This window comes from Streptomyces sp. NPDC030840 (genome assembly GCF_055572015.1).
The window spans coordinates 105,001-127,071 of sequence record NZ_JBVIEE010000017.1 but is presented as its reverse complement, the minus strand read 5'-3'; the positions used below and the strand labels follow the sequence as shown (position 1 = coordinate 127,071).

The window sequence follows — 22,071 nt, the reverse complement described above, 5'->3', positions numbered from 1 at the left end:
CTGTCTCAACTGCCCCACGGGGCTCAGATGATGCCGAACACGATGCCCGCGCCGAGGATGATCAGTGAGGTGATCGCGGCCCACTTGACCACGAACCTCGTGTGGTCGCCGAACTCGACCCTGGCCATGCCGACGAGCACGTACACGGCCGGGACCAGCGGGCTGGACATGTGCAGGGGCTGGCCGACGAGCGAGGCGCGGGCGATCTCCAGCGGCGACACCCCGTGCGCGGCGCCGGCCTCGGCGAGCACCGGCAGGACACCGAAGTAGAAGCCGTCGTTGGACATGAAGTACGTGAGCGGCAGGCTCAGGAAGCCGGTGACGAGCGCCATGTGCGGGCCCATGCCGCCCGGGATGCTGTCGACGATCCACTTGGCCATGGAGTCGACCATGCCGGTGCCCTGCAGGACGCCGGTGAAGACGGCGGCGGCGAAGACCATGCCGGAGACGTTGAGGACGTTGTCGGCGTGGGCGGCGAGCCGGGCCTTCTGGTCCGCGATGCGCGGGAAGTTGACGGTCAGCGCGAGCGCGGCTCCGAGGATGAACAGCACCGGGATCGGCAGCCACTCCATGATCATCGCGGTGAGCAGGGCCACCGTGAGCAGCGCGTTGAACCAGTACAGCTTCGGGCGCAGCGTCGGGCGGTTGGGGTCCAGGCCCTGCAGCCGGACGTCCTCGTGGTCGTCGGCCGAGTCCTCGGCGGAGTCGGCGTCCGCGTCGGTGCCGGAACCCGCGCCACCGGTGGTCTTCCGGCCCTTGTCGCCGTCCTTGCCGCCGGAGACACCCGCGCCGACGAGTACCGTCTCGGCCGTCTCCTGCTTCTCGCCCTCGCCGTCCTTGACGATCTTCTCCTGCTCCAGGACGTCGTCCAGGCTCAGCACACCGAGGCGCTTGCGCTCGCGCAGCCCCAGGAAGTACGACAGGACGAAGACGAAGAGCAGGCCGACGAGGAGCGCCGGGATCATCGGGACGAAGATGTCGGCGGCGTCGAGCTTGAGCGCGGTGGCGGCGCGGGCCGTCGGGCCGCCCCAGGGCAGCGTGTTCATCACGCCGTTGGCGGTGGCGGCGACACCGGTCATCACGACCAGGCTCATCTTCAGGCGCTTGTACAGCGGGTACATCGCCGAGACCGTGATCATGAAGGTGGTCGAACCGTCACCGTCGAGCGACACGATCGCGGCGAGCACGGCCGTTCCGACGACGATGCGCAGCGGGTCGGCCTTGCAGAACTTCAGGATCCCCCGGACGATCGGGTCGAAGAGGCCGACGTCGATCATGAGGCCGAAGTAGACGATGGCGAACATCAGCATCGCGGCGGTGGGCGCGAGCTGGCCCACCCCCTCGATGACGTAGTCGCCGAGCTTGGCACCCTTTCCGACGAAGACGCAGAAGAGCGCGGGGATCAGTACGAGTGCCGCGATCGGCGACATCTTCTTCATCATGATCAGGACCAGGAAGGTCGCGATCATGGCGAAGCCGAGGATGGTGAGCATAAGTGGATACCTAACGTTCGCCCTTGAACAGCCACCAGGGCCGGCGGTTGGAGCGACGTTAGGTCCCGTCGACAAGCGTTAACAAGACGTTGACATGCGAGCAATAAGCGCAAAACTCCAGGTCACAGCGTTGTGCCTGCTCGTGCGATGTCCACGGGTAGGCCGTTGAGGACCGCGTTGCCCGACAGCGGGTCGAGCTGGGAGCCGTCGAGGAGCTGGTTCACGTTGACGCCCGGGTCGAGCGCGGCGTGGCTCATGCGGGTACCGGGACGGTCGTGTCCCCAGCCGTGCGGGAGGCTGACGACACCGCGCCGGATGCCGTCGGTGACCTCGGCCGGAGCGGTGACCTCTCCCCCGGCGCCCTTGATCCGTACGGCGTCCCCGTCGGCGATCCCGAGGCGTTCGGCGTCGTCGGGGTGGAGGTGCAGCGTGCAGCGGTTCGTGCCGCCGGTGAGGGCGGGCACGTTGTGCAGCCAGCTGTTGTTGGACCGCAGGAGCCGGCGCCCGACGAGGACGAGCCCGTCCTGGCGCGCGCGCAGCGCCTGCCGCAGCCGGGGCAGGTCGTCGGCGATGGGCCGCGGCAGCAACTCGACCTTTCCGCTCGGGGTCTTGAGCGGCTGCGGCAACCGCGGCCGGAGCGGCCCGAGGTCGATGCCGTGCGGATGGGCGAGCAGCCTGGCCAGGTTCAGCCCGTCGGGTCGTGCGCCGAAGCCGTCGCCGTACGGGCCGAGGCGCAGCATCATGTCGAGCCGCCGCTCGGGTCCGGTGTCCCCGGTAAGCGCGGCGGCGAGTTCCCGCGGGTCGCGCCCGTGCACGGGCGAGTGGGCCTCCTTGACGGCCTTGCCCAGCGTCTGGTCGATGACCATCGCGTCCACGGCGACGGGATCGGCGCCGTGCATGCCGGTCGCGGCGAGGACGAGCCGTGCCAGGATCTCGGTCTCGGGCATCCTGCCGTCCTCCAGGGGGACGGCGGCCGGGCTGTAGCGGGCCTGGTTGCGCACGGCGAAGGCGTTGAACGCGAAGTCGAAGTGCGGGGCCTGCGAGGGCGGCGGCGGGGGCAGGATCACGTGCGCGTGCCGCGAGGTCTCGTTCAGGTACGGGTCGACGCTGACCATGAAGTCCAGCGAGCCGAGGGCCTTGTCGAGCCGGTCGCCGTCGGGGGCGGACAGGACCGGGTTGGCGGCGACGGCTATGACGGCGCGTACGGGCGTGCCCTCGTCGGTCGCGGTGTCGATCTCCTCGGCGAGGGCGGACAGCGGCAACTCGCCCTTGGCCTCCGGGTGTCCGCTCACCCGGCTGTGCCAGCGCCCGAGTTGGAACCCGCGGCCGGGTCCGGCCGGCCGGGGTGTCCTGTCGGTGGCGGACAGCGGGAAGAGGGCCCCGCCGGGCCGGTCGAGGTTGCCGGTCAGGATGTTCAGCACGTCCACGAGCCAGCTGGCGAGGGTGCCGTGCGGGACGGTGCAGCTGCCGATGCGCCCGTAGACGGCGGCAGTGGGCGCGGCGGCCAGCTCCCGGGCGAGGGCACGGATGGTGTCCGCGTCCACGTCGCACGCCTCGGCGACTGCCTCGGGCGCGAAGTCCCTGATTACCGCCGCGAGTTCGTCGGCGCCCAGCACGTGCGGGGCAAGCTCCCCGAGGTCGGCGAGCTTCTCCTCGAAGAGGACGTACGCCATCGCCGCGAGCAGCAGCGCGTCCGTGCCGGGCCGGATGGCGACGTGCCGGTCGGCGAGCCGCGCGGTGCGGGTGCGGCGGGGGTCGACGACGGTGAGGGTGCCCCCGCGCGCCCTGAGGGCCTTCAGCTTGCCGGGGAAGTCGGGGGCCGTGCACAGACTGCCGTTGGACTCCAGGGGGTTGGCGCCGAGGAGCAGCAGGTGGTCGGTGCGGTCGAGGTCGGGTACGGGGATGGCGTTCGCGTCGCCGTACAGCAGTCCGCTGGAGACGTGCTTGGGCATCTGGTCGACCGTGGAGGCCGTGAAGAGGCTCCGGGTGCCGAGGCCCGCGAGGAGGACGGCCGGGTAGAGGGCGCCGGCCATGGTGTGCACGTTGGGGTTGCCGAGGACGATACCGACGGCGTGGGGCCCGTGCGCCTCGACGACCGGCCGCAGCCCCGCGGCGACAGCGTCGAACGCCTCCTCCCAGGTGGCCTCGCGCAGCTCCCCGTCCTCGCGGACCAGTGGCGTGCGCAGCCGGTCCGGGTCTGCGTCGGCCTGCCCGAAGGAGGCTCCCTTGGGGCAGATGAAGCCCTTGCTGAACACATCGTCCCGGTCCCCGCGCGCCCGGGTCACCCGGGTGCCCTCGATGGTGAGGGTCAGGCCGCAGGTGGCCTCGCAGAGGGGGCATATCCGCAGGGCGGTGCGGGAGTCTGCGGTGGTGTCGGCGGTACGGGGCATGTCGTCTCCCGGAGACGTGGGCGCGCGGGCAGGTTGAGCATACCGACCGGTATGCACCTCGGGGAGTCCCCTTTCCCGGCGGGTTCCGTCCTCTCGCCACCCCGCTCAGTCCAGCACCCGTCCCAGATAGGCCCGCAGCAGCTCGCGCGCCTCCTGGATGATCCCCTCGTCGCCCTCCGGGGAGACACGGAAGGCGAGGTGGACGAGGGTGTCCGCGGTTTCCACGGCGACCAGGAAGGTGCGGCGCAGGTCCTCGTCGGGCGCGCGGTCGATGTAGCCGGAGAGAAGCTCGCTGAGGCGGTCCGCGACGCGCGTGTTGGGCTCGGCCTGGCGGGCACCGACGGGGATCTGGTTGCCGAAGTCGACGAGGGCGAACCCGGGGGCGGTGCGCTTCATGTCGAGGTACTCGTCGAGGACGGTGTCCATGGCCGTGCGCCAGCCCGCCTCCCCGTCCGTGTGGCGCAACCGCTCGGTGACGCGCTCGGTGAAGCGGTCGAGGTTGCGCTCGGCGAGGGCGTCGGCCATCGCCCTCTTGTTGCCGAAGAAGCGGTAGACCGAGCCGATGGGCACGCCGGCGCGCAGGGCGACGGCGCGGGTGCTCAGGGCGTCGTACCCCACCTCGTCGAGCAGGTCGGCGCAGGCGTCGAGGATCCTGGTCAGTCGTTCGGCGCTGCGGCGCTGCACGGGGGCGCGGCGCAGCGAGGTCGCTGGGGACACGGGCTTCATGGTGCCTTTCCGGAGGAGTGCGGCGAGCGACCCGTACAGGTACGCCCTTCGGTACGGGCTGGGGCTCCGTCCCCGCTCACCCCGGCCTCCGGGCCGCCGGCGGCCTGTCCTGGACCCGGCTCCGACGCCGTGATGTCCGCCGTGCTCTCGACGGGCTCGCCGTCGACGGACCACACGGTGTGGTCGTCGGCGTACAGGCGGGCGGTCAGGGGGTGCGTGCCGCGGGGGACGAGGTCGCCGGGGAGGCGGTACTCGGTGGTGCGCAGACGGGCCAGCGTGCAGCCGTCCAGGTAGAGGACGGCGACGCCACGGCCGGCCACGGCCACCGGCTTCGTACCGGCGGGCGAGAAACGGAAGTTGCGGACGGTCAGCCGTACGTCCCAGCCGCCGCCGGTGTCCGGCTGGACCTCGATGCCGACCTCCGGCGCGCCCTTCTCGTCGATCTCACGGTAGTGCCGTCCCTTCTCGTCCGTGTCGTTCAGCACTGTGCCCACGGGTGAGGCCGCCACCCCTGCCCCCCGCTCCCGCGCGCCACCGTCGCCACAGGCCGCCACGAGGCCGAGCAGAGCACAGAGCGCGAGAGCGGCGAGACCTCCGCGCGTCCACGACATGCGGGGAGACTAGAGCACCCCTCTGACAGCCGGATCCTTCTGAAGTCGGGTTCTTGAGTACTACGGCGGTCTTGGCCGGTCTTCGACGGGCGCCCGCGGCTTTCGCGCCATGGCCGCCGGGATCCCACCCGCCCGGGCCAGTGGCGGCGACCTCCTCTTGCGCGCCACCGCGCCGAATCCTACGGTGAAGCATAGGAATAAAAGGCGCGAGGGAGCGATCATGAGCGGGGACGCACGGAAGACCGCCGAGCGACTGACCTATCTCTCCGGCTTCGGGAACGAGCACAGCTCGGAGGCGGTCACGGGCGCGCTGCCCGTCGGCCGCAACTCGCCCCAGCGCGCCCCACTGGGGCTGTACGCGGAGCAGCTCAGCGGCACGGCGTTCACCGAGCCGAGGGCGCACAACCGGCGCTCCTGGCTGTACCGGATCCGCCCGTCCGCCGCGCACCCCGCCTTCACGCGCGCGGACAACGGCACGATCCGCACGGCCCCCTTCACCGGGACGGCGCCCGACCCGAACCGGCTGCGCTGGGACCCGCTGCCCGGGCCGCCCCCGGGCACGGACTTCCTCGCCGGCCTGTGGACCCTCGGCGGCAACGGCGACGCGACGCAGCGCACCGGCATGGCGGTGCACCTCTATCACGCCGATTCCTCCATGGACCGCGTCTTCAGCGACGCCGACGGCGAGCTGCTGATCGTCCCCGAGCGCGGCGGACTGCTGCTGCACACCGAATTCGGCCAACTTCATGTGGAGCCCGCCCACGTCGCGTTGATCCCTCGTGGGGTGCGCTTCCGTGTGGAGCTGCTGGACGGCTCCGCCCGCGGCTATGTGTGCGAGAACTATGGGGCCCCGTTCCGCCTCCCCGACCTGGGCCCCATCGGCGCCAACGGCCTCGCCAACGCACGGGACTTCCAGGCACCCGTCGCCGCTTACGAGGAGGTGGAAGGCCCGGTGGAGGTGGTGAACAAGTTCTGCGGGAACCTCTGGACGGCCACGTACGACCACTCGCCCCTCGACGTGGTGGCCTGGCACGGCAACTATGTGCCGTACGTCTACGACCTGCGCCGTTTCAATGTGATCGGCACCATCAGCTATGACCACCCGGACCCGTCGATCTTCACCGTGCTCACGTCCCCGTCCGACACTCCCGGGCTGGCCGGCGTCGACTTCGTCGTCTTCGCGCCGCGCTGGCTGGTGGGCGAGGACACGTTCCGCCCGCCGTACTTCCACCGGAACGTGATGAGCGAGTACATGGGGCTCATCGAGGGCGCGTACGACGCCAAGAATTCCGGTCCAGGGGGCTTCGTACCGGGCGGCGGTTCGCTGCACAACATGATGTCGGCGCACGGCCCGGACCGGGAGACGTTCGACCGGGCGAGCGCCGCGGAGCTGCGGCCGCAGAAGATGGACGACGGGCTGGCGTTCATGTTCGAGACCCGCTGGCCGGTGACCACCACGGACCAGGCAGCGCGGGCCGGACACCTGCAGCGGGCGTACGACGACGTGTGGTCGGGCCTCGAACGTCACTTCCGGGCGGCCGGCTGACCCCGCCGCCCGTTGCACGCCGGCGCCCTCGACCGGTACGGATACCGTCGTGACCTCCTTCGCCCCGGACTCGATCGTCCTGAACCGCAAACTGCCGCTCTGGTACCAGGTTTCGCAGTCGCTGCGCGCCTCGATCCTCGGCCGTTCGCCCCAGGACCCGCTGCGCCTGCCGACCGAGGAACAGCTCGCCGGGCACTACGGCGTGAGCGTGCTGACCATGCGGCAGGCGCTGAAGGAGCTGGAGGACGAGGGGCTGATCACCCGGCACCGCCGGCGCGGCACGTTCATCGAGGCGAGCGCCATGCGCGGTGCTCCCGTACGGCTGCTCGGCTCGGTGGACGCGATCGTGGCGCAGCAGTCGGGTATGACGACGGAGGTGCTGGACCACGGGAAGTCGCCGGTTCCGCCCGAACTGGCCGAGTACTTCCCCGATCTGACGGAGGTGGCGACGTACCACCGCCTGCGCGGCGACGAGGTGACGGGCGAGCCGACGAACCACGCCCGCAACCACGTCCGCCCCGAACTCGCCGAACGCATCGACCACGACGACCTGGTCCGCTGGCCCATGACGAAGGTGCTCCGGGACGTCGTGGGCGCGGACATCGCCCGTATCACCGACACCGTGGAGGCCCGGCTGGCCGACCCCGAGACGGCGCGCCTGCTCCACGTGCCGCTGCTCAGCCCGATCCTGCACTACACGGGCGTGACCTACGACGGTGACGGCCGGGTGCTGGACGTGGCGGTGATCCACTACCGCGGTGACCGCTTCTCCTTCACGGTCACTCTCGACGCCCACTGACGAGGTCGTACGATGCCCAGCGTGACGCACGACGACGCTCCGCTGCTGGCGGACCTCATGCCGTGGTCCGTCGCCCCGCCTCGGCTGGGCCGGAGGTGGCCGGCGGCCCCCGACGCGGCCTCCCTGAAAGCCCGCTGGGACACCCTCGTGAAGGCCGGGGGACCCGACCGCGAGGCCCTGTTCGAGCCCACCCGCTCCCGCACCCTGCACTCGGCCGTGGCCCAGTTGCCGGGCCGGGCCGGCGGCACGGGGCGGCTGGCCCGGGAGTCCGGACCGTGCCCGGACCCCGTACGGGTCCTCCTCGCGCCCTTCGACGAGCAGTGGCTCATCCCGGACAACCGGCTGATCGACTCCGCGCGGCCGGAGTTGTGGCGGGTGGCGGACGAGCAGCAGGTGTTCACCATCGAACAGACCGTCACGCCCGAGTCCATGGGCCCGGCCCTCGTGGTCTCCTCCGTGGTGCCGCTGCACCCCCCGCACGGCCCGCGCCCCGGCCGCGTCCGCCCCCTGTACCGGCGGCCGGGCGGCCAGGAACCCAACCTGGCCCCCGGCCTGCGGGACCACCTCGCCGGCCACCTGGGCCACTCCCCCGCGCCCGCGGACGTCCTCGCCTGGATCCTGACCGCCGCTCGCCCCGGGGCGAGCGGCATCGAGGTCCCGCTCACGGCCGACCCCGAAGCCTGGGCGCGGGGCGTCGAGCTGGGGCGCCGGGCCCTGTGGCTGATGCGGCGGGACGGCGAACGCCCCAAGCTCCCGGGCGGCCGCCGCCCGTACGTCCGCGCCCCGCTCCCCGCCCTCCCCCTCGAACTCCTCTACGACCGCGAGGAGGAGGCGCTGCTGATCGGCGAGGGCCGCGTCTCCCCCGTACCCGCCGAGGCCTGGGACTTCCACGTCGGCGGGGTCAGGGTTCTGGAGGCATGGTTCACCCGCCGCACGGAACCGGCTCAGCCGGGCACACTGGAGGCGGTACGCCCCACGTCGTGGCCCCAGCCGTGGACGTCGGAGCTGCTGGAGCTGGTGACGGTGCTGGCGCTGCTGGCGGAACTGGGGGCGGGGCGGGCGGAGTTGTCGACGGCGGACCCGGTCACCACGGCGGAGCTGCGGAAGGCGAACGTGCTGCCGGTACCGGACACGGCCCGCAGGCCCGCGTCCGTCCTGGACCACAACGAAGAGGGACCCGAGGGTCAGTTCACACTGATCTGACGGATGCGAGTGAGGGTCCTTACTGACAAAGCCCCTGGCCGGCGGACATGATCCCTCCCATGGACCGTCTCCCGCTGCCCCTGGAGGGCATCACCGTCGTCGCCGTCGAGCAGGCCGTCGCCGCCCCCTTCGCCACCCGGCAGCTCGCCGACCTCGGCGCCCGCGTCATCAAGGTCGAGCGGGTGGACGGCGGGGACTTCGCACGCGGCTACGACACGGCGGCGGGCGGGCTCGCCTCGCACTTCGTGTGGTGCAACCGCGGCAAGGAGTCCATCGCCCTTGACCTGAAGGACCCGCGGGGGCTTCAGGTCGTGCGGCGGCTCGTGGCGGACGCGGACGTCTTCGTGCAGAACCTCGCGCAGGGCGCGGCGGCTCGGCTCGGCCTGGACGCGGCCACCCTGTGCGCCGCGCACCCGCGGCTGGTCGCGGTGGACATCTCGGGGTACGGGGCGTCGGGGCCCTACGCGGACAAGCGGGCGTACGACATGCTCGTGCAGTGCGAGGCGGGGCTGGTGTCGGTGACGGGGACGCCTCAGCAGCCGGTGAAGGCGGGAATCCCGGCGGCGGACATCGCGGCGGCCATGTACGCGTTCTCGGGGGTACTCGCGGCGCTCGTGCGGCGCGGGACGACCGGGCGGGGCGGTCCGGTGGAGGTGTCGATGCTGGAGGCGCTCGCCGAGTGGATGGGTCATCCGCTGCACCACACGATGCACGGCGGGACTCCCCCGGCGCGCACGGGCCTCGGTCACGCCGTCATCGCCCCGTACGACGCCTACACCACGGCGGACGGCGGGCGGGTGCTGCTGTCGGTGCAGAACGACCGGGAGTGGCGGCGGCTGGCCGCACAGGTGCTCCGGCGGCCGGAGCTCGGGACCGATCCGGCGTTCGCCACGAACGCGGCGCGGGTCGAGCGCCGCGAACGGACGGACGAGCTGGTCGCGAAGGCCCTGGGCGCGCTCGGCACCGACGAGGCGGTGGCCAGGCTGGAGGCGGCCGGGATCGCCTGCGCGCGCCTGAGGGATCTGCACGAGGTGGCGGAGCATCCGCAGCTGGCGGCCCGTGAGCGGTGGCGGGAGGTGGGAACGCCGGCCGGGCCGCTGAAGGCGCTGCTGCCCCCGATCACGCTGCCGGGCGGGGACACGGCACGGATGGGGGCCGTGCCCGCGCTCGGGGAACACACCGTGTCGCTGCTGCGTGCCGCGGGGATGACGGACGACGAGATCGCAGCGCTACGCCGGGACGGTGTGGCCGCCTGAGCGCGGGCCTTGCGGTGAGCCCTGATGAGCGGGGCTCCGTGCGGTCAGCCTTGGTGCGCGGGCTCCTCGCGGTGAGCCAGTGGTGCTCAGCGGCCGCCGAACAGCGTGCGGCGCAGCCGGCGCAGCGGCGCGAAGAGGGACACCCGGCCCATGCGGTGGCCCTTGCCGCTCCGCTCGTGCGGCTCGCGTGCGGTGATCTCGCGCATCAGCGACGTCGCCTCGGCCGCCTCACGCTGTGGCACGGCAGGGCCGGCCAGCACCGAGAGATGGCGGTCGAGGCGCGAACTGCTCGCGCTGCTCCCGCAGGTGATCGCAGGGACTCGCGCCCTGCGCGCTGTTATCTGTTCCATGTCACTCCCCACCCGTACGAGTCCACCCGGCCCGGGCAGGGTAACCCTATCGCCCTCTGGGGGCACGCGTGTATCTCGGTCACAGGATTCACCTACCCCGTAAGGACGTTGACGATCACTCTCCGAATCCAACAGATTCCAGGGCGAGTTGGGCAATCGGCTGCGTGGTGGGCCGGGCCGATCCGCCGTCCGGTTCGACGGTTACGGCGAGTGACGTCGCGTCATCGTTCATTCCACTCGTGACCAAGGGCGTGTCGCCCTGGAACAGGCCCAGGGAGCGGGGTTGCTCGTCGGGGCGCATGAGCCAGAGCTGGTGCACCCGGCCGCTCGGCAGATCGCCGAGTCCGCTCAGGGTGACGACGGCGCGCCCCTCCTTGACGGAAGCGACCACTCCGATCCCTCTTCCCCGCGCGTCCTGTTCGCTGGTCGCACGGGCGTCGGGGGCGGCGAGAATGTTGGCGATCTCACGTGACTGGGCCCGCGCCGCGTCCAGTTGGTCCTGTGTGCGCGTCGCCTGCACCGCGAAGAGCGAGGCCACGACGAGTGCCGCGGCGGCCGTGGCGGTGGCCAGCGGAGCGAAGAGGGGGCGCCTGCGGGCCGCCCGGTGCGGGGGCGGCTCGATGCCCCACACGTGGGCCGGCAGATGAGTGGGGCGCGCGGGGGCCTGGCCCTGGGACGGGGCCTCCTGCGGCGTGGTGCGTACGGCGGCGAGAACCCGGTCGCGCATCGCGAGCGGAGCCGGGGCCGCCGTCGACCACGCGAGGCGCACCGCGTCCTCGGACAGCGCCCGCACCTCGGCGGCGCACCGGTCGCAGTCCCTGAGGTGCTTCTCGAACCGCACGCGTTCGCCGGGCTCCAGCGCGTCGAGCGCGTAGGGCGCGGCGAGCGTGTGCAGGTCCCGCTTGGACTGCCTGCCGAACAGACTCATGCCACACCTCCCAGGCACTCGCGCAGCCGGGTCAGGCCGTCACGCATACGGGTCTTGACCGTGCCGAGCGGCAGGGACAGCTGTTCGGCGACTTCACGATAGGTGTACCCGTCGTAGTAGGCGAGCGTGACCGACTGGCGCTGCAGACTGGTGAGCCGGTCCAGGCAGTGGCGTACCCACTCGCGCTCGAGGCCGGCCTCCACCTCCTCGGCGACCTGGTCGAACGCGGGGTGATGGGCCCTCATGCCCTCGCGCTGCTCGCGTTCGGTGGCCGCGCGGGCGCTGCGCACCCGGTCGACGGCGCGGCGGTGCGCGAGCGTGAGGATCCAGGACAGGGCGCTGCCCCGGCCGGGGTCGAACCGGGCCGCGGAGCGCCACAGTTCCAGCAGCACCTCCTGCGCCACCTCCTCCGACTGGGCCGGGTCGCGCACGACCCTGCGCACCAACCCGAACACGGGCCCGGACACCAGGCCGTACAGCTCCTCGAATGCCTTCTGGTCACCTCCGGCCACACGGACCAGAAGTTCGTCCGCCTCCACTCGCTCCCCCTCTGCTCCGGCCGCGCCGCACGGCCATCCCCTCGCATAAGGCATTCGCAACGAACCCACCTCCGGATGGGGTTACGGACCAGGCTCTCCGAAAACTCGGTCGCCAACCGGTGAAACAAGATTTCCAACGCTCCGTAAGAACGTTTGAGATTCGACCAATCCGCCCTGCCGACCGCTCCGAATGGCGTTCGTCAGGCAAGTTGGGACAGAGGACGGACGGCATGACGGACGGCATGACAAGTACTTCCAGGAGCGGCGCGGGGCGCAGGAGCATCGCGACCCTCGTATGTGGCGCGCTGGCCGCCGGAGGGCTCACAGCCGCCGGTGTGGCCGCGCTGGCCCCCGGGGCGGCCTCCGCCTCCAGTCACCGGGAGGCCCCCCTCATCTCGGGGCAGCCCCAGTTCGACAACACGGACCTGTACGCGTTCGTCAGCCCGGACAAGCCGGACACGACGACGATCGTGGCGAACTGGATCCCGATGGAGGAGCCCGCGGGCGGCCCGAACTTCTACCAGTTCGCCGAGGACGCCCAGTACGACCTCCGCGTCGACAAGGACGGCGACGCGCAGGAGGACCTGATCTTCCGCTACACCTTCGAGACGAAGACGAAGAACGACAAGAGCTTCCTGTACAACACGGGCGTCGTCGAGAGCCTCGACGACCCCGACCTGAACATCACGCAGACGTACGACATCGAGCTCATCCAGCTGAAGAACCGGCGCGCGGTGAAGAAGACGCAGCTCGCGGACGACGTGTGGGTGGCGCCGTCGAACGTCGGCAAGGCGTCGATGCCGGACTTCAAGAAGCTGCGCGACGAGGCCGTCTACGAGACCGCGAGCGGCGTGACGACGTACGCCGGGCAGGCCGACGACCCGTTCTTCGCGGACCTGCGCGTCTTCGACCTGCTGTACGGCGGTGACCTCTCCGAGGTCGGCCGGGACACGCTCAAGCAGTACAACGTCAACACGATCGCCCTGCAGGTGCCCAGTGAGGCGATCATCGAGTCGCACGACCAGCCGGTCACCGGCATCTGGTCGACGACCCAGCGCAAGGGCGCCGACGGCCAGTTCCACCAGGTCTCGCGCCTCGGTATGCCGCTGGTCAACGAGGTCGTCAACCCGATCAAGGACAAGGACACGTTCAACGCGTCCTCGCCCGTGGACGACGCCCAGTTCCTGAACAACGTCACCGAGCCGGAGCTGCCGAAGCTCATCGAGGCGATCTTCAAGATCCCGGCGCCCGACGAGCCGCGCAACGACCTGGTCGACGTCTTCCTCAAGGGCGTCAAGGACCTCAACCAGCCGCCGCACGTCACCCCGTCGGAGCAGCTGCGTCTCAACACCTCCATCAAGCCCACCGCGAAGCCGAAGCGGCTCGGTGTGCTCGACGGTGACACCCAGGGCTTCCCGAACGGGCGCCGGCTCACCGACGACGTGATCGACATCGCGCTGCAGGTCGTCGAGGGCGAGCTGCTGGGTGCCAAGAACGACCTGGGTGACGCGGTCGACAAGAACGACAAGAAGTTCGGCAAGTCCTTCCCGTACGTGGGTCTGCCGACGGCCGGCTCGCGGGGCAAGACCGTCGAGGGCAACACCACGGACAGCGTGCGCGCCGGGATCGGTGACGGTGTGAACGCGGCGAGCGGCAGCCAGGACAACACCGTGCTGATCGCCTCTTCGGCGGCGGGCGGCGCGGGCGGCTTCCTGCTCATCGCCACCGGCCTGTTCTGGTGGCGCCGCCGGCAGAACGAGCGGGCGTACTACTGACCCGCCCTGGACCGGGCCGGTGAACGGCCCGGTCCCGCACCGGACCCGCTGAACGGTCCGGACCCCGAACTGGCGCGGCCCGCACGTATCCATCCCCCACGGCGCGGGCCGCGCCGCCCTTCGGCCACCGCGAACCTTCGCGTCACGGTACTGAGCCACGGAACTGAGTCACGGAACTGAGGAGAGGTCATGTCCCCGCGTACGAACGAGAGCGCGCCGGAGGGCGACCGCCGGGACGAGGACGCGGATGCCCTCAGCCCCGCTGCGGGGGACGCACCTGGTTCCGGTGGCGCGCCCGGTGCCGGTGGCACACCCCATGCCGCGCACGCACCCGATGCCGGTAGCGCACCCGATGCCGGTAGCGCACCCGACACCCGGCGGGAGCCGGAATCCGGTGGCGAACGCGACGTCGCCGACGGGTCCGAGGCCACCCGCGGGTCCGACGACGGCGGCCGCCCCGAAGCCGCCCAGCTGACCGACGAGGGCCGGCGGCTCGTTGCCGGCGCGGCCAGGCGCAGGCCGGATGAGCCGAGAGGGCGTCGTGTGCTGCGGCTCGCCGCGTGTGCGGCGGCGTTGGCCGTGGGCATCACGTCGGGGGCCATCGCGCTGGGCCATCGCGAGGAGCAGCAGCCGGTGAGCACGTCGAACTCCTCCGCTCTCACGGCGCAGATGCTCGCCGGCGGGGACCTGGACGCGAACGTCGCCACCCTGCAGAGCCATCTCCGCGCCCAGCCGAAGGACTACGTCTCCTGGGCCACGCTGGGCCTCGCCTACGTGGAACAGGCCCGCACCAAGGGCGACCCGGCCCGTTACCCGCAGGCCGAGAAGGCCCTGAAGCGCTCACTCGACCTGCGTCCGGACAACGACCCGGCGCTCGCGGGACAGGCCGCGCTCGCCGCGGCGCGCCACGACTTCGCGGGCGCCCTGCGCCACGCCGACGACGCGCTGGAGCAGAACCCGTACAGCGAACGGGCGCTGGCCACACGGATCGACGCCCTGGTGGAGCTCGGCCGCTACGACGACGCCTCCAAGGCCGCCGACCTGGCCGACGACCGGCGCCCCGGCATCCCCGTCTTCACGCGGTACGCGTACGTGCACGAGCTGCGCGGCGACACGAAGACCGCCGAGCGGGTCCTCAGGCAGGCCCTCAACTCCGCGATGGGACGCGGCGACATCGCGTACGTGGCCACACAGCTCGGACAACTCGCCTGGAAACAGGGCGACTACAAGGGGGCGCTCAACCACTACGCGCGCGCCCTCGCCGCCGACGACGAGTACGTCCCCGCCCTGGAGGGCCGCGCCCGCGCCGAGGCCGCGAGCGGCGACCGGGACGGTGCGATCCGGACCCTGGAGCAGGTCGTCGCCAGGTACCCGCTGCCTGGACCGCTCGTCGAACTCGGCGAGCTGTACGAGGTGAAGGGCGACAAGGCGAAGGCCCGCGACCAGTACACCCTGGTGAACGCCTGGACCTCGATCGCCCGCTCCAACGGTGTCAACGCCGACCTCGACACCGCCCTCGCGGACGCCGACCACGGCGACCGTAAGGCGGCCCTGCGCGCGGCCCGGGCCGAGTGGAAGCTCCGGCAGACCGTCCACACGGCGGACGCGCTCGCCTGGGCGCTGCACGTCAACGGCCGCAGCGACGAGGCGCTGCCCTACGCGCGCCGCGCGGCGGTCACCGGGTACAGGGACGCGACGTTCCTCTACCACCGCGGGATGATCGAGCGGGCCACCGGCGACGACGAGGCGGCCCGGCGTTCCCTCACGGGGGCGCTCGACCTCAACTCCGGTTTCTCCCCGCTGGGCGCCGAGAAGGCCCGTAAGGCGCTCAAGGCTCTGGAGGCCGACAAGTGACGCTCCGCCGGCGTGTGTCCGCCTCCTGCACGGCTCTCTTCCTGGCCGTCTGCGCGCTCGTCCTGCTTCCCGCCGGGACCGCGAGCGCGCACCCCCTCGGCAACTTCACCGTCAACCGGTACGACGGCCTCGTCGCCGCCTCCGGCACGCTGCGCGTCCTCCACGTCGAGGACCTGGCGGAGATCCCGGCGACCCAGGCCGAACCCGCCCTCAAGAAGCAGGGCGGGGAGAAGTGGGCCGAGGCACGGTGCGCGACGGCCGCCCGGGGCAGCGAGGTCACGGTCGGCGGCGAGAACGTGGCGCTGACCGTGCGGTCGAGCAGTGCGCAGGAGCGGCCCGGACAGGCCGGGCTCAAGACCCTGCGCGTGGAGTGCCGGTTCACCGCTCCCCTTCCCGACCGGACGACCTCGGTGCGTTTCCGCGCCGCCGTGGACTCCGGTCCGGGCTGGCGGGAGGTGACCGCCCGGGGCGACCGGATGACGCTGACGGCGTCGGACGTGCCCGAGAAGTCCGTGTCCCGGGAACTGACCAGCTATCCGGAGGAGTTGCTGTCATCGCCGGAGGACACCGCCTCGGCGTCCCTGACGGTGCGCCCGGGCGGGCCGGCGCTGGCCGCGGACGAGGACGACGCGCCGGGCGCCTCGATCCTCCCGCGCGGGGCGGACCGCTGGACGAAGGCACTCGACGACCTGGTGGCCCGTCAGGACCTGACCATCGGCTTCGCGACGCTGGCCCTGGGCATCGCCGTGTTCCTCGGGGCGATGCACGCGATGGCTCCCGGTCACGGCAAGACGATCATGGCAGCGACGGCCGCGGCGCGCGGGAACGCGACGTTCCGCGACGTCCTGCCCATGATCGTCTCGGTGACGATCACCCACACACTCGGCGTGGTCGCCCTCGGCCTGCTGATCGCCGCCGGGTCGTCCGCCGCGCCGTCCGTGATCACGTGGCTCGGCGTCGCGAGCGGTCTCCTCGTGATGGCGGCGGGCGTGAGCCTCGTACGCCGTGCACTGCTCAACCGCAAGCTCATGCGGCAGCACGCGCACGACCACGACCACCACGGGCACACGCACGACCACGACCACCACGGGCACACGCACGACCACGACCACCACGGGCACACGCACGACCACGAGCATGACCACGGGCACGGGCACACCCACGACCACGAGCACGGACACGGAAAGGGGCACACGCACGAGCACGCCCCCGAGCCGGAGCGCGCGCTGGTCCTCGCCCACGCACACGCCCACACGGACGCCCACGCGAACGGCGAGAGCCACATCCACGAGCACACCCCGCCCGAGCCCCGCGCGCTCGCGCACTCCCACGCGCCGGGTCACGCACACGCCACGGCCCACCGTCACGACCACGACCACGGCCACGCCCACACGCACGGCAAGGGCCACGACGGCGACCACCAGCACGACCACGACCACGAAACCAAGCGCACCCTCTTCGGCGGCACCATCACCCACACCCACGGCGGCTTCACCCACAGCCACCCCGTGGCCCCCACCGTGCGCGGCACGATCCTGCTCGGTTTCGCGGGTGGTCTCGTGCCCAGCCCCTCGGCGGTGGTCGTGCTCGTGGGCGCCGCGGCGCTGGGGAAGGCATGGTTCGGGCTGACGCTCGTGCTGGCGTTCGGCGTCGGGCTTGCGCTCACGCTGACGGGGGTCGGGTTCGCCGTCGTCCGGGCGGGCGACGGGATGACGCGGCTGCTGGACCGGCGGCCCCGGCTGGCCGGCGGCCCGGCCGTCGCGCTGGTCCGCAGGACCCTGCCCCTGGTGTCGGCGCTCGTCGTCGTCGCCCTGGGGGCCGGATTGGTGCTCAAGGGGGCGGCATCCGTACTCGGCTGAGCTACTTTTGGGCAGGTACAACGCGGAGTGGAGCGATCGCACTGATGCGATGGGGGGACACCCGTGTCCGAAGAACCCGGCACTGAGCGTCTGGTCGCGGGCCGCTACCGGCTCCTGTCCCCTCTCGGCGAGGGCGGCATGGGGACCGTGTGGCGGGCCCGCGACGAGGTGCTGCACCGCGAGGTGGCCGTCAAGGAGGTGCGCGCCCCGGCCGGGCTCCCGGCCCCCGAGGTGGAGCGGATGTACGCCCGCCTGGAGCGGGAGGCCTGGGCCGCGGCCCGGGTGGCGAACCGGAACGTGGTGACGGTCTACGACGTGGCCATGGAGGAGGGCCGCCCCTGGATCGTCATGGAGCTGGTCCGCGGACTCTCGCTCGCCGACGTGCTGGACACCGAGGGCCCGCTCTCCCCGCAGCGCGCCGCGCACATCGGCGCCGAGGTCCTCGCCGCGCTCCGCGCCGCCCACGATGCGGGGGTCCTGCACCGTGACGTGAAGCCGGGCAACGTGCTGATGGCGAACGACGGGCGCGTCGTCCTGACCGACTTCGGCATCGCCATGGTCGAGGGCAGCTCCGCGCTCACCATGACCGGAGAGGTCATCGGCTCTCCCGAGTTCCTCGCCCCCGAACGGGCGCTGGGCCGCAGACCCGGCCCCGAGTCGGACCTGTGGTCGCTGGGCGTGCTGCTGTACGCGGCGGTCGAGGGCAGCTCGCCGTTCCGCCAGGACACCCCGCTGAGCACCCTGCGGGCGGTCGTCGACGAGGAGTTGCCCCCGCCGCGCCGGGCCGGTCCGCTGACCCCGGTCATCGAGGGGCTGTTGCGCAAGGAGCCGGCGGAGCGCGTTCCGGCCGAGCGGGCGGAGGAGGACCTGCGGGCGATCGCGTCCGGCGCCACTCCGCGCGCCGACACGGCCCCCACGACCCCGTACACCCCGACCGTCGCGGCCTTCCCGAGCCCGGATACGCCTCCTCCGTACCAGGCCCCCACGGCCGCGACCCAGCCCTCGGCCGCGACGCGGCCCCCGGCCCCGTCGGCGCCCGCGCGCCCCGACCGCAACCGTCGCGCCGCCGCCTTCGTGATCGCGGGCATGGCGGTCCTCGCGCTGGCGCTGGGCGGGCTGACGTACGCCCTGCTGAACCAGGGCGACGGCGGCGGGGACGGCGACAACACCACGAACAGCGGGAGCGGCTCCGGCGACGGGAGCGACAACGGCGGTTCGAGCGGCGGCAACGACCCCACGGGCGACGACGGCACCGGTGATGGTGACAGCACCCCGCCCGACGAGACCACGCCCGACGACACTCCGGGGACCACTGAGCCGGCCCACTCCGTGAAGGTGACGCTTCGGGGCGACAACACCGAGTACGAGGGCACCTGCCCGCCGCCGGACGGCCGGGCGCCCGTCTTCACGGCCACGTTCACCGTGGGCAGTGTGCCGGTGGAGGTCCAGTACCGCTGGGTGGCCGGGAGCGGCAACGTCTCGGACCCGGGCTGGAAGACGCTGTCGTTCCCGGCCGGCGGCGGGAAGACCAAGCAGGACTCCGTCACGGCGACGACGGAGTCCGAAGAGGGAAGGTTCGATGACGAGATCAGCGTCGAGGTCCGCGGCCCCGTGAAGACCGCGTCCAACTCGGTGCCCTTCTCGGTGACGTGCGAGAAGGAGACCCCGACGGACGGGGCCTCCCCTTCCCTGTCGGACTGAGCGTTCAGGCGGCGTTCCTGAACACGGGCAGATAGCCGCCCGACTGGCCGGCAGCCTTCGGGTGGTACGACTCGCCGATGTTCAGCCAGTTGACGCTGAGCAGCCAGGAGTCGCCGGAGCAGAGCTCGTGGCCGGTGAAGGCGGGACGGACGTCGCCGAAGGTGAAGCCGTGGTCGGCGGCGCGCTTGGCGATGGCGGTGTTGAGGTAGTCGGAGGCGTTGTTGATCGCGGACCGTTTGGTCTCGGAGAGGCCGGCACACGCCTGGCCCAGCTTGTAGAACCGCGGGTAGCCGAGCACGACGACGTGGGCCGCGGGCGCCTTGGCCCGGATGGCCGAGTACACGCTGTCGAGCCGTCCCGGCAGCGTGGAGTCGACGTACGCCTTGGCCGTGTTGATGCGCGAGACGCAGGCGCTGTCGGACGAGGTGACGCAGGTCGTCATGACGTCGGCGAAGCCCGCGTCGTTGCCTCCGACGGTGATCGACACCAGGCCGGTGCCGGAGTTCAGCGCGCCCAGCTGACTGGCCGTGACATCACTCGTTCGGGCGCCCGAGCATGCCGCGAAGTTGAACGACGAGGGTGAGTTTGCGGCTGCCCACAGGTACGGGAACGCCTTCGTGGAGCGCTTGCAGTCGCCGCTGGAACCGATGTAGCTGCCGGCTCCGACACCCGAGGAGTAGGAGTCGCCGAGGGCCACGTAGCCGGTGGCTGCGGCCTGTTGGGATGCCTGCGCCGTCGTAACCCCGGTGAGGGCGGTGACGGCGGCGAGGAGGAGCGAGGTCGCGTATGCCGTAAGTCGGGAACGTCTCATGGAACCTCCCTTTAGCAGGATCTCTGCCTCAACCGTGGTAGCAGTTACACGTGTTGACTGGAAGTGTCCATGCCAATACTTTCCATCCCGTACACGGACTCACACCGTCCGTTCACCGGACGGTTTGTTACATGCCCATGACAGACCCGTGACAAGGGCTCAACTCTCTTGAGCTACACCCGTAGATCACCCAGTCTTTACCCAGCCCTGGAGTGGAACGCGACGCTCCAGGGCTGTGCGTGCGAAGACGCGCGCACCCCCCACAGTCGTGCGCCCTACCCCGGCGCGCGCTGCCTAGAGGAGGACCCCCTCGTAATGGCACAGCTGCGTACCCACAAGATCCGGATCGCCGCCCTCACCACCGTGACGACGGCCGCCCTCCTGGGCGGGCTCACGGCACTTCCCGCCCAGGCCGCCCCGGCCGAGGGCAAGGTGCTGGCAGCCGACTCCCCCACCGCGATCAAGGGCAGCTACATCGTCACGCTCAAGAAGGGCGCCACGGGCCTGAAGGCCTCGTCCAGCCAGGGCAAGGGCCTGATCAAGACGTACGGCGGCACGGTGAAGAAGACGTTCACCCACGCGCTGAACGGCTACTCCGCCAACCTCTCGGCGACCGAGGCGAAGAGACTCGCGGCCGACCCGGCGGTGGCCTCCGTCGAGCAGAACCAGACGGTCACGGCCGACGCCACGCAGTCCAACGCCCCCTGGGGCCTGGACCGCATCGACCAGACGTCGCTGCCGCTCTCCGGCACGTACACCTACCCGGACTCGGCGGGCAGCGGCGTGACGGCGTACGTCATCGACACCGGCGTCCGCATCACGCACCAGCAGATCGCCGGCCGGGCCACCAACGGCTACGACGCGGTCGACGGCGACAACGTCGCCCAGGACGGCAACGGCCACGGCACCCACGTCGCCACCACCATCGCGGGTTCGACCTACGGCGTCGCCAAGGCCGCGAAGATCGTGGCGGTCCGCGTGCTGAACAACAGCGGTTCCGGCACCACGGCGGGCGTGGTAGCGGGCATCGACTGGGTGACCGCGAACCACAGCGGCCCCTCGGTCGCCAACATGTCCCTCGGCGGCGGAGCCTCCACCGCCCTGGACACGGCGGTCCGCAACTCCATAGCCAGCGGCGTGACCTACGCGCTCGCCGCCGGCAACAGCAACACCAACGCCTCCTCCACCTCCCCGGCTCGCGTCGCCGAGGGGATCACGGTCGGCGCCACGACGAACACGGACGCCAGGGCCAGCTACTCGAACTACGGCTCGGGCCTGGACATCTTCGCGCCCGGCTCCTCGATCACGGCGGGCTGGCACACCAGCGACACCGCGACGAACACCATCTCGGGCACCTCGATGGCCACCCCGCACGTCGCGGGCGCCGCGGCGGTCTACCTCGCCGGACACACCTCGGCCACCCCGGCCCAGGTCGCCACGGCCCTGACGGGCGGCGCCACCTCGGGCAAGGTCACCAGCCCGGGCACCGGCTCCCCGAACCGCCTCCTGAAGGTCGTCCAGTAACAGCGCCCCGTAAGGGGCGCGAGGAGCGGCGCGACCGGCCGAGGACGGCCCGCGGTTTGGTCACCGCGCACCAGCAACTCGGTTGACCAGGAAGGCAGTTCCCCGGAGGCGCCACGCCTCCGGGGAACTGCCTCATACGTCCACTCGTTCCCGGCGAGGGCACCGCCCCCGTACCGCGTCGCCGCGCTCCCCGTCTTGACGCCCCCGAGTCCGCTGAGCGACATTGAAGCCCGGCATCCGGCGCTTCGGGGGGCAAAGTCGCCCATGCAGACCATACGTATCAAGCCATCCTCATCGGAGCCGCCCTTACCGGGGGGTGCGGGGCGGCCGCGGCAGGGTCCGGAGGGGAACCTGACGCCGCTGCTCGCGGGTATGGCCGCCGTCGTCGCGACGACCGGCGCCCTGCTCGCGCTCGCCGACGCGGACTCCCCGCTGCGCGGCCCGTTCACGCTGTTCTTCCTCCTCGCCGTGCCGGGGGCGGCCGTCTGGGTCGCGCTGCGCGGTCTTGGGCCCCCTGGCCGCGCCGTCGCGTCGATCGCGGGGGCGGTCGCGCTGAACCTCCTGGTCGCACAAGGAATGCTGGCGACCCACTCCTGGTCGGTCCGCGGCGGCGTCGTGGCCGTTGCCGCCACCAGCTCGCTCGTCCTCCTGCCGACCCTGGTGCGCCGCCTGCGCGGCCTTACGGAGAGAAGGCGGACATCCTGAC

General features: G+C 71.8%; 18 protein-coding genes. 10 read left to right on the top strand and 8 right to left on the bottom strand.

The window, feature by feature from the left end; all coding sequences use genetic code 11:
• Positions 1-23: 23 nt before the first annotated feature.
• From ACZ49J_RS30910 to ACZ49J_RS30895, 4 genes are all read right to left on the bottom strand, one after another.
• Positions 24-1,493, bottom strand: a complete 1,470-nt coding sequence (locus tag ACZ49J_RS30910) for a CitMHS family transporter (protein ID WP_467453767.1) — start codon at positions 1,491-1,493, stop codon at positions 24-26.
• A 122-nt stretch (positions 1,494-1,615) separates the two neighbouring features.
• A complete protein-coding gene (locus ACZ49J_RS30905) occupies positions 1,616-3,883 on the bottom strand; it encodes a molybdopterin oxidoreductase family protein (protein ID WP_467453768.1) in 2,268 nt (755 codons plus the stop codon).
• 105 nt (positions 3,884-3,988) lie between these two features.
• Complete coding sequence (locus ACZ49J_RS30900; protein WP_467453769.1) at positions 3,989-4,609, bottom strand: TetR/AcrR family transcriptional regulator; 621 nt, start codon at positions 4,607-4,609, stop codon at positions 3,989-3,991.
• Positions 4,606-5,220: a nuclear transport factor 2 family protein gene (locus ACZ49J_RS30895; RefSeq protein WP_467453770.1), complete on the bottom strand. Its 615-nt coding sequence runs from the start codon at positions 5,218-5,220 to the stop codon at positions 4,606-4,608. The genes ACZ49J_RS30900 and ACZ49J_RS30895 overlap by 4 nt, the downstream gene beginning before the upstream one ends.
• A gap of 220 nt (positions 5,221-5,440) precedes the next feature.
• Between ACZ49J_RS30895 and hmgA the strand changes: the two genes are divergently transcribed.
• The 4 genes from hmgA to ACZ49J_RS30875 are packed head-to-tail and all read left to right on the top strand — an operon-like array spanning position 5,441 to position 10,024.
• On the top strand, positions 5,441-6,766 hold the full coding sequence (gene hmgA, locus ACZ49J_RS30890) for a homogentisate 1,2-dioxygenase (RefSeq protein ID WP_467453772.1): 1,326 nt from the start codon (positions 5,441-5,443) through the stop codon (positions 6,764-6,766).
• A 49-nt stretch (positions 6,767-6,815) separates the two neighbouring features.
• Positions 6,816-7,565: a GntR family transcriptional regulator gene (locus ACZ49J_RS30885; protein ID WP_467453773.1), complete on the top strand. Its 750-nt coding sequence runs from the start codon at positions 6,816-6,818 to the stop codon at positions 7,563-7,565.
• Positions 7,566-7,577: 12 nt separating this feature from the next.
• On the top strand, positions 7,578-8,768 hold the full coding sequence (locus ACZ49J_RS30880; protein WP_467453774.1) for a type ISP restriction/modification enzyme: 1,191 nt from the start codon (positions 7,578-7,580) through the stop codon (positions 8,766-8,768).
• Between the two features lie 59 nt (positions 8,769-8,827).
• Positions 8,828-10,024, top strand: a complete 1,197-nt coding sequence (locus ACZ49J_RS30875) for a CaiB/BaiF CoA transferase family protein (protein ID WP_467453775.1) — start codon at positions 8,828-8,830, stop codon at positions 10,022-10,024.
• 86 nt (positions 10,025-10,110) lie between these two features.
• Here ACZ49J_RS30875 and ACZ49J_RS30870 read toward each other — a convergent pair whose 3' ends face one another.
• From ACZ49J_RS30870 to ACZ49J_RS30860, 3 genes are all read right to left on the bottom strand, one after another.
• Positions 10,111-10,374: a hypothetical protein gene (locus ACZ49J_RS30870; protein ID WP_467453777.1), complete on the bottom strand. Its 264-nt coding sequence runs from the start codon at positions 10,372-10,374 to the stop codon at positions 10,111-10,113.
• A 115-nt stretch (positions 10,375-10,489) separates the two neighbouring features.
• A complete protein-coding gene (locus ACZ49J_RS30865; protein WP_467453779.1) occupies positions 10,490-11,302 on the bottom strand; it encodes an anti-sigma factor in 813 nt (270 codons plus the stop codon).
• Positions 11,299-11,841 (bottom strand): sigma-70 family RNA polymerase sigma factor, encoded by a 543-nt coding sequence (locus ACZ49J_RS30860; RefSeq protein WP_467453780.1) that lies wholly within the window; start codon positions 11,839-11,841, stop codon positions 11,299-11,301. Before ACZ49J_RS30860 ends, ACZ49J_RS30865 begins: the two co-directional genes overlap by 4 nt.
• A 242-nt stretch (positions 11,842-12,083) precedes the next feature.
• Here ACZ49J_RS30860 and ACZ49J_RS30855 point away from each other — a divergent pair, with 242 nt between their 5' ends.
• The 4 genes from ACZ49J_RS30855 to ACZ49J_RS30840 all read left to right on the top strand — a co-directional run bounded on the left by ACZ49J_RS30855 (position 12,084) and on the right by ACZ49J_RS30840 (position 19,030).
• Positions 12,084-13,616 (top strand): DUF4331 domain-containing protein, encoded by a 1,533-nt coding sequence (locus tag ACZ49J_RS30855; protein ID WP_467453781.1) that lies wholly within the window; start codon positions 12,084-12,086, stop codon positions 13,614-13,616.
• A gap of 189 nt (positions 13,617-13,805) precedes the next feature.
• A complete protein-coding gene (locus ACZ49J_RS30850) occupies positions 13,806-15,470 on the top strand; it encodes a tetratricopeptide repeat protein (protein ID WP_467453782.1) in 1,665 nt (554 codons plus the stop codon).
• Positions 15,467-17,329 carry a nickel transporter gene (locus ACZ49J_RS30845; protein WP_467453784.1) on the top strand — a complete coding sequence of 621 codons (1,863 nt, stop codon included), beginning with the start codon at positions 15,467-15,469 and terminating at the stop codon, positions 17,327-17,329. Before ACZ49J_RS30850 ends, ACZ49J_RS30845 begins: the two co-directional genes overlap by 4 nt.
• A gap of 63 nt (positions 17,330-17,392) precedes the next feature.
• On the top strand, positions 17,393-19,030 hold the full coding sequence (locus ACZ49J_RS30840) for a serine/threonine-protein kinase (protein ID WP_467453785.1): 1,638 nt from the start codon (positions 17,393-17,395) through the stop codon (positions 19,028-19,030).
• 4 nt (positions 19,031-19,034) lie between these two features.
• Here ACZ49J_RS30840 and ACZ49J_RS30835 read toward each other — a convergent pair whose 3' ends face one another.
• A complete protein-coding gene (locus ACZ49J_RS30835; RefSeq protein ID WP_467453787.1) occupies positions 19,035-19,841 on the bottom strand; it encodes an SGNH/GDSL hydrolase family protein in 807 nt (268 codons plus the stop codon).
• A 315-nt stretch (positions 19,842-20,156) separates the two neighbouring features.
• On the opposite strand from ACZ49J_RS30835, the gene ACZ49J_RS30830 reads away from it, so the two are divergent.
• Positions 20,157-21,365: a S8 family peptidase gene (locus tag ACZ49J_RS30830; RefSeq protein ID WP_467453788.1), complete on the top strand. Its 1,209-nt coding sequence runs from the start codon at positions 20,157-20,159 to the stop codon at positions 21,363-21,365.
• A 372-nt stretch (positions 21,366-21,737) separates the two neighbouring features.
• Positions 21,738-22,070 carry a hypothetical protein gene (locus ACZ49J_RS30825; RefSeq protein WP_467453790.1) on the top strand — a complete coding sequence of 111 codons (333 nt, stop codon included), beginning with the start codon at positions 21,738-21,740 and terminating at the stop codon, positions 22,068-22,070.
• Position 22,071 lies beyond the last annotated feature (1 nt).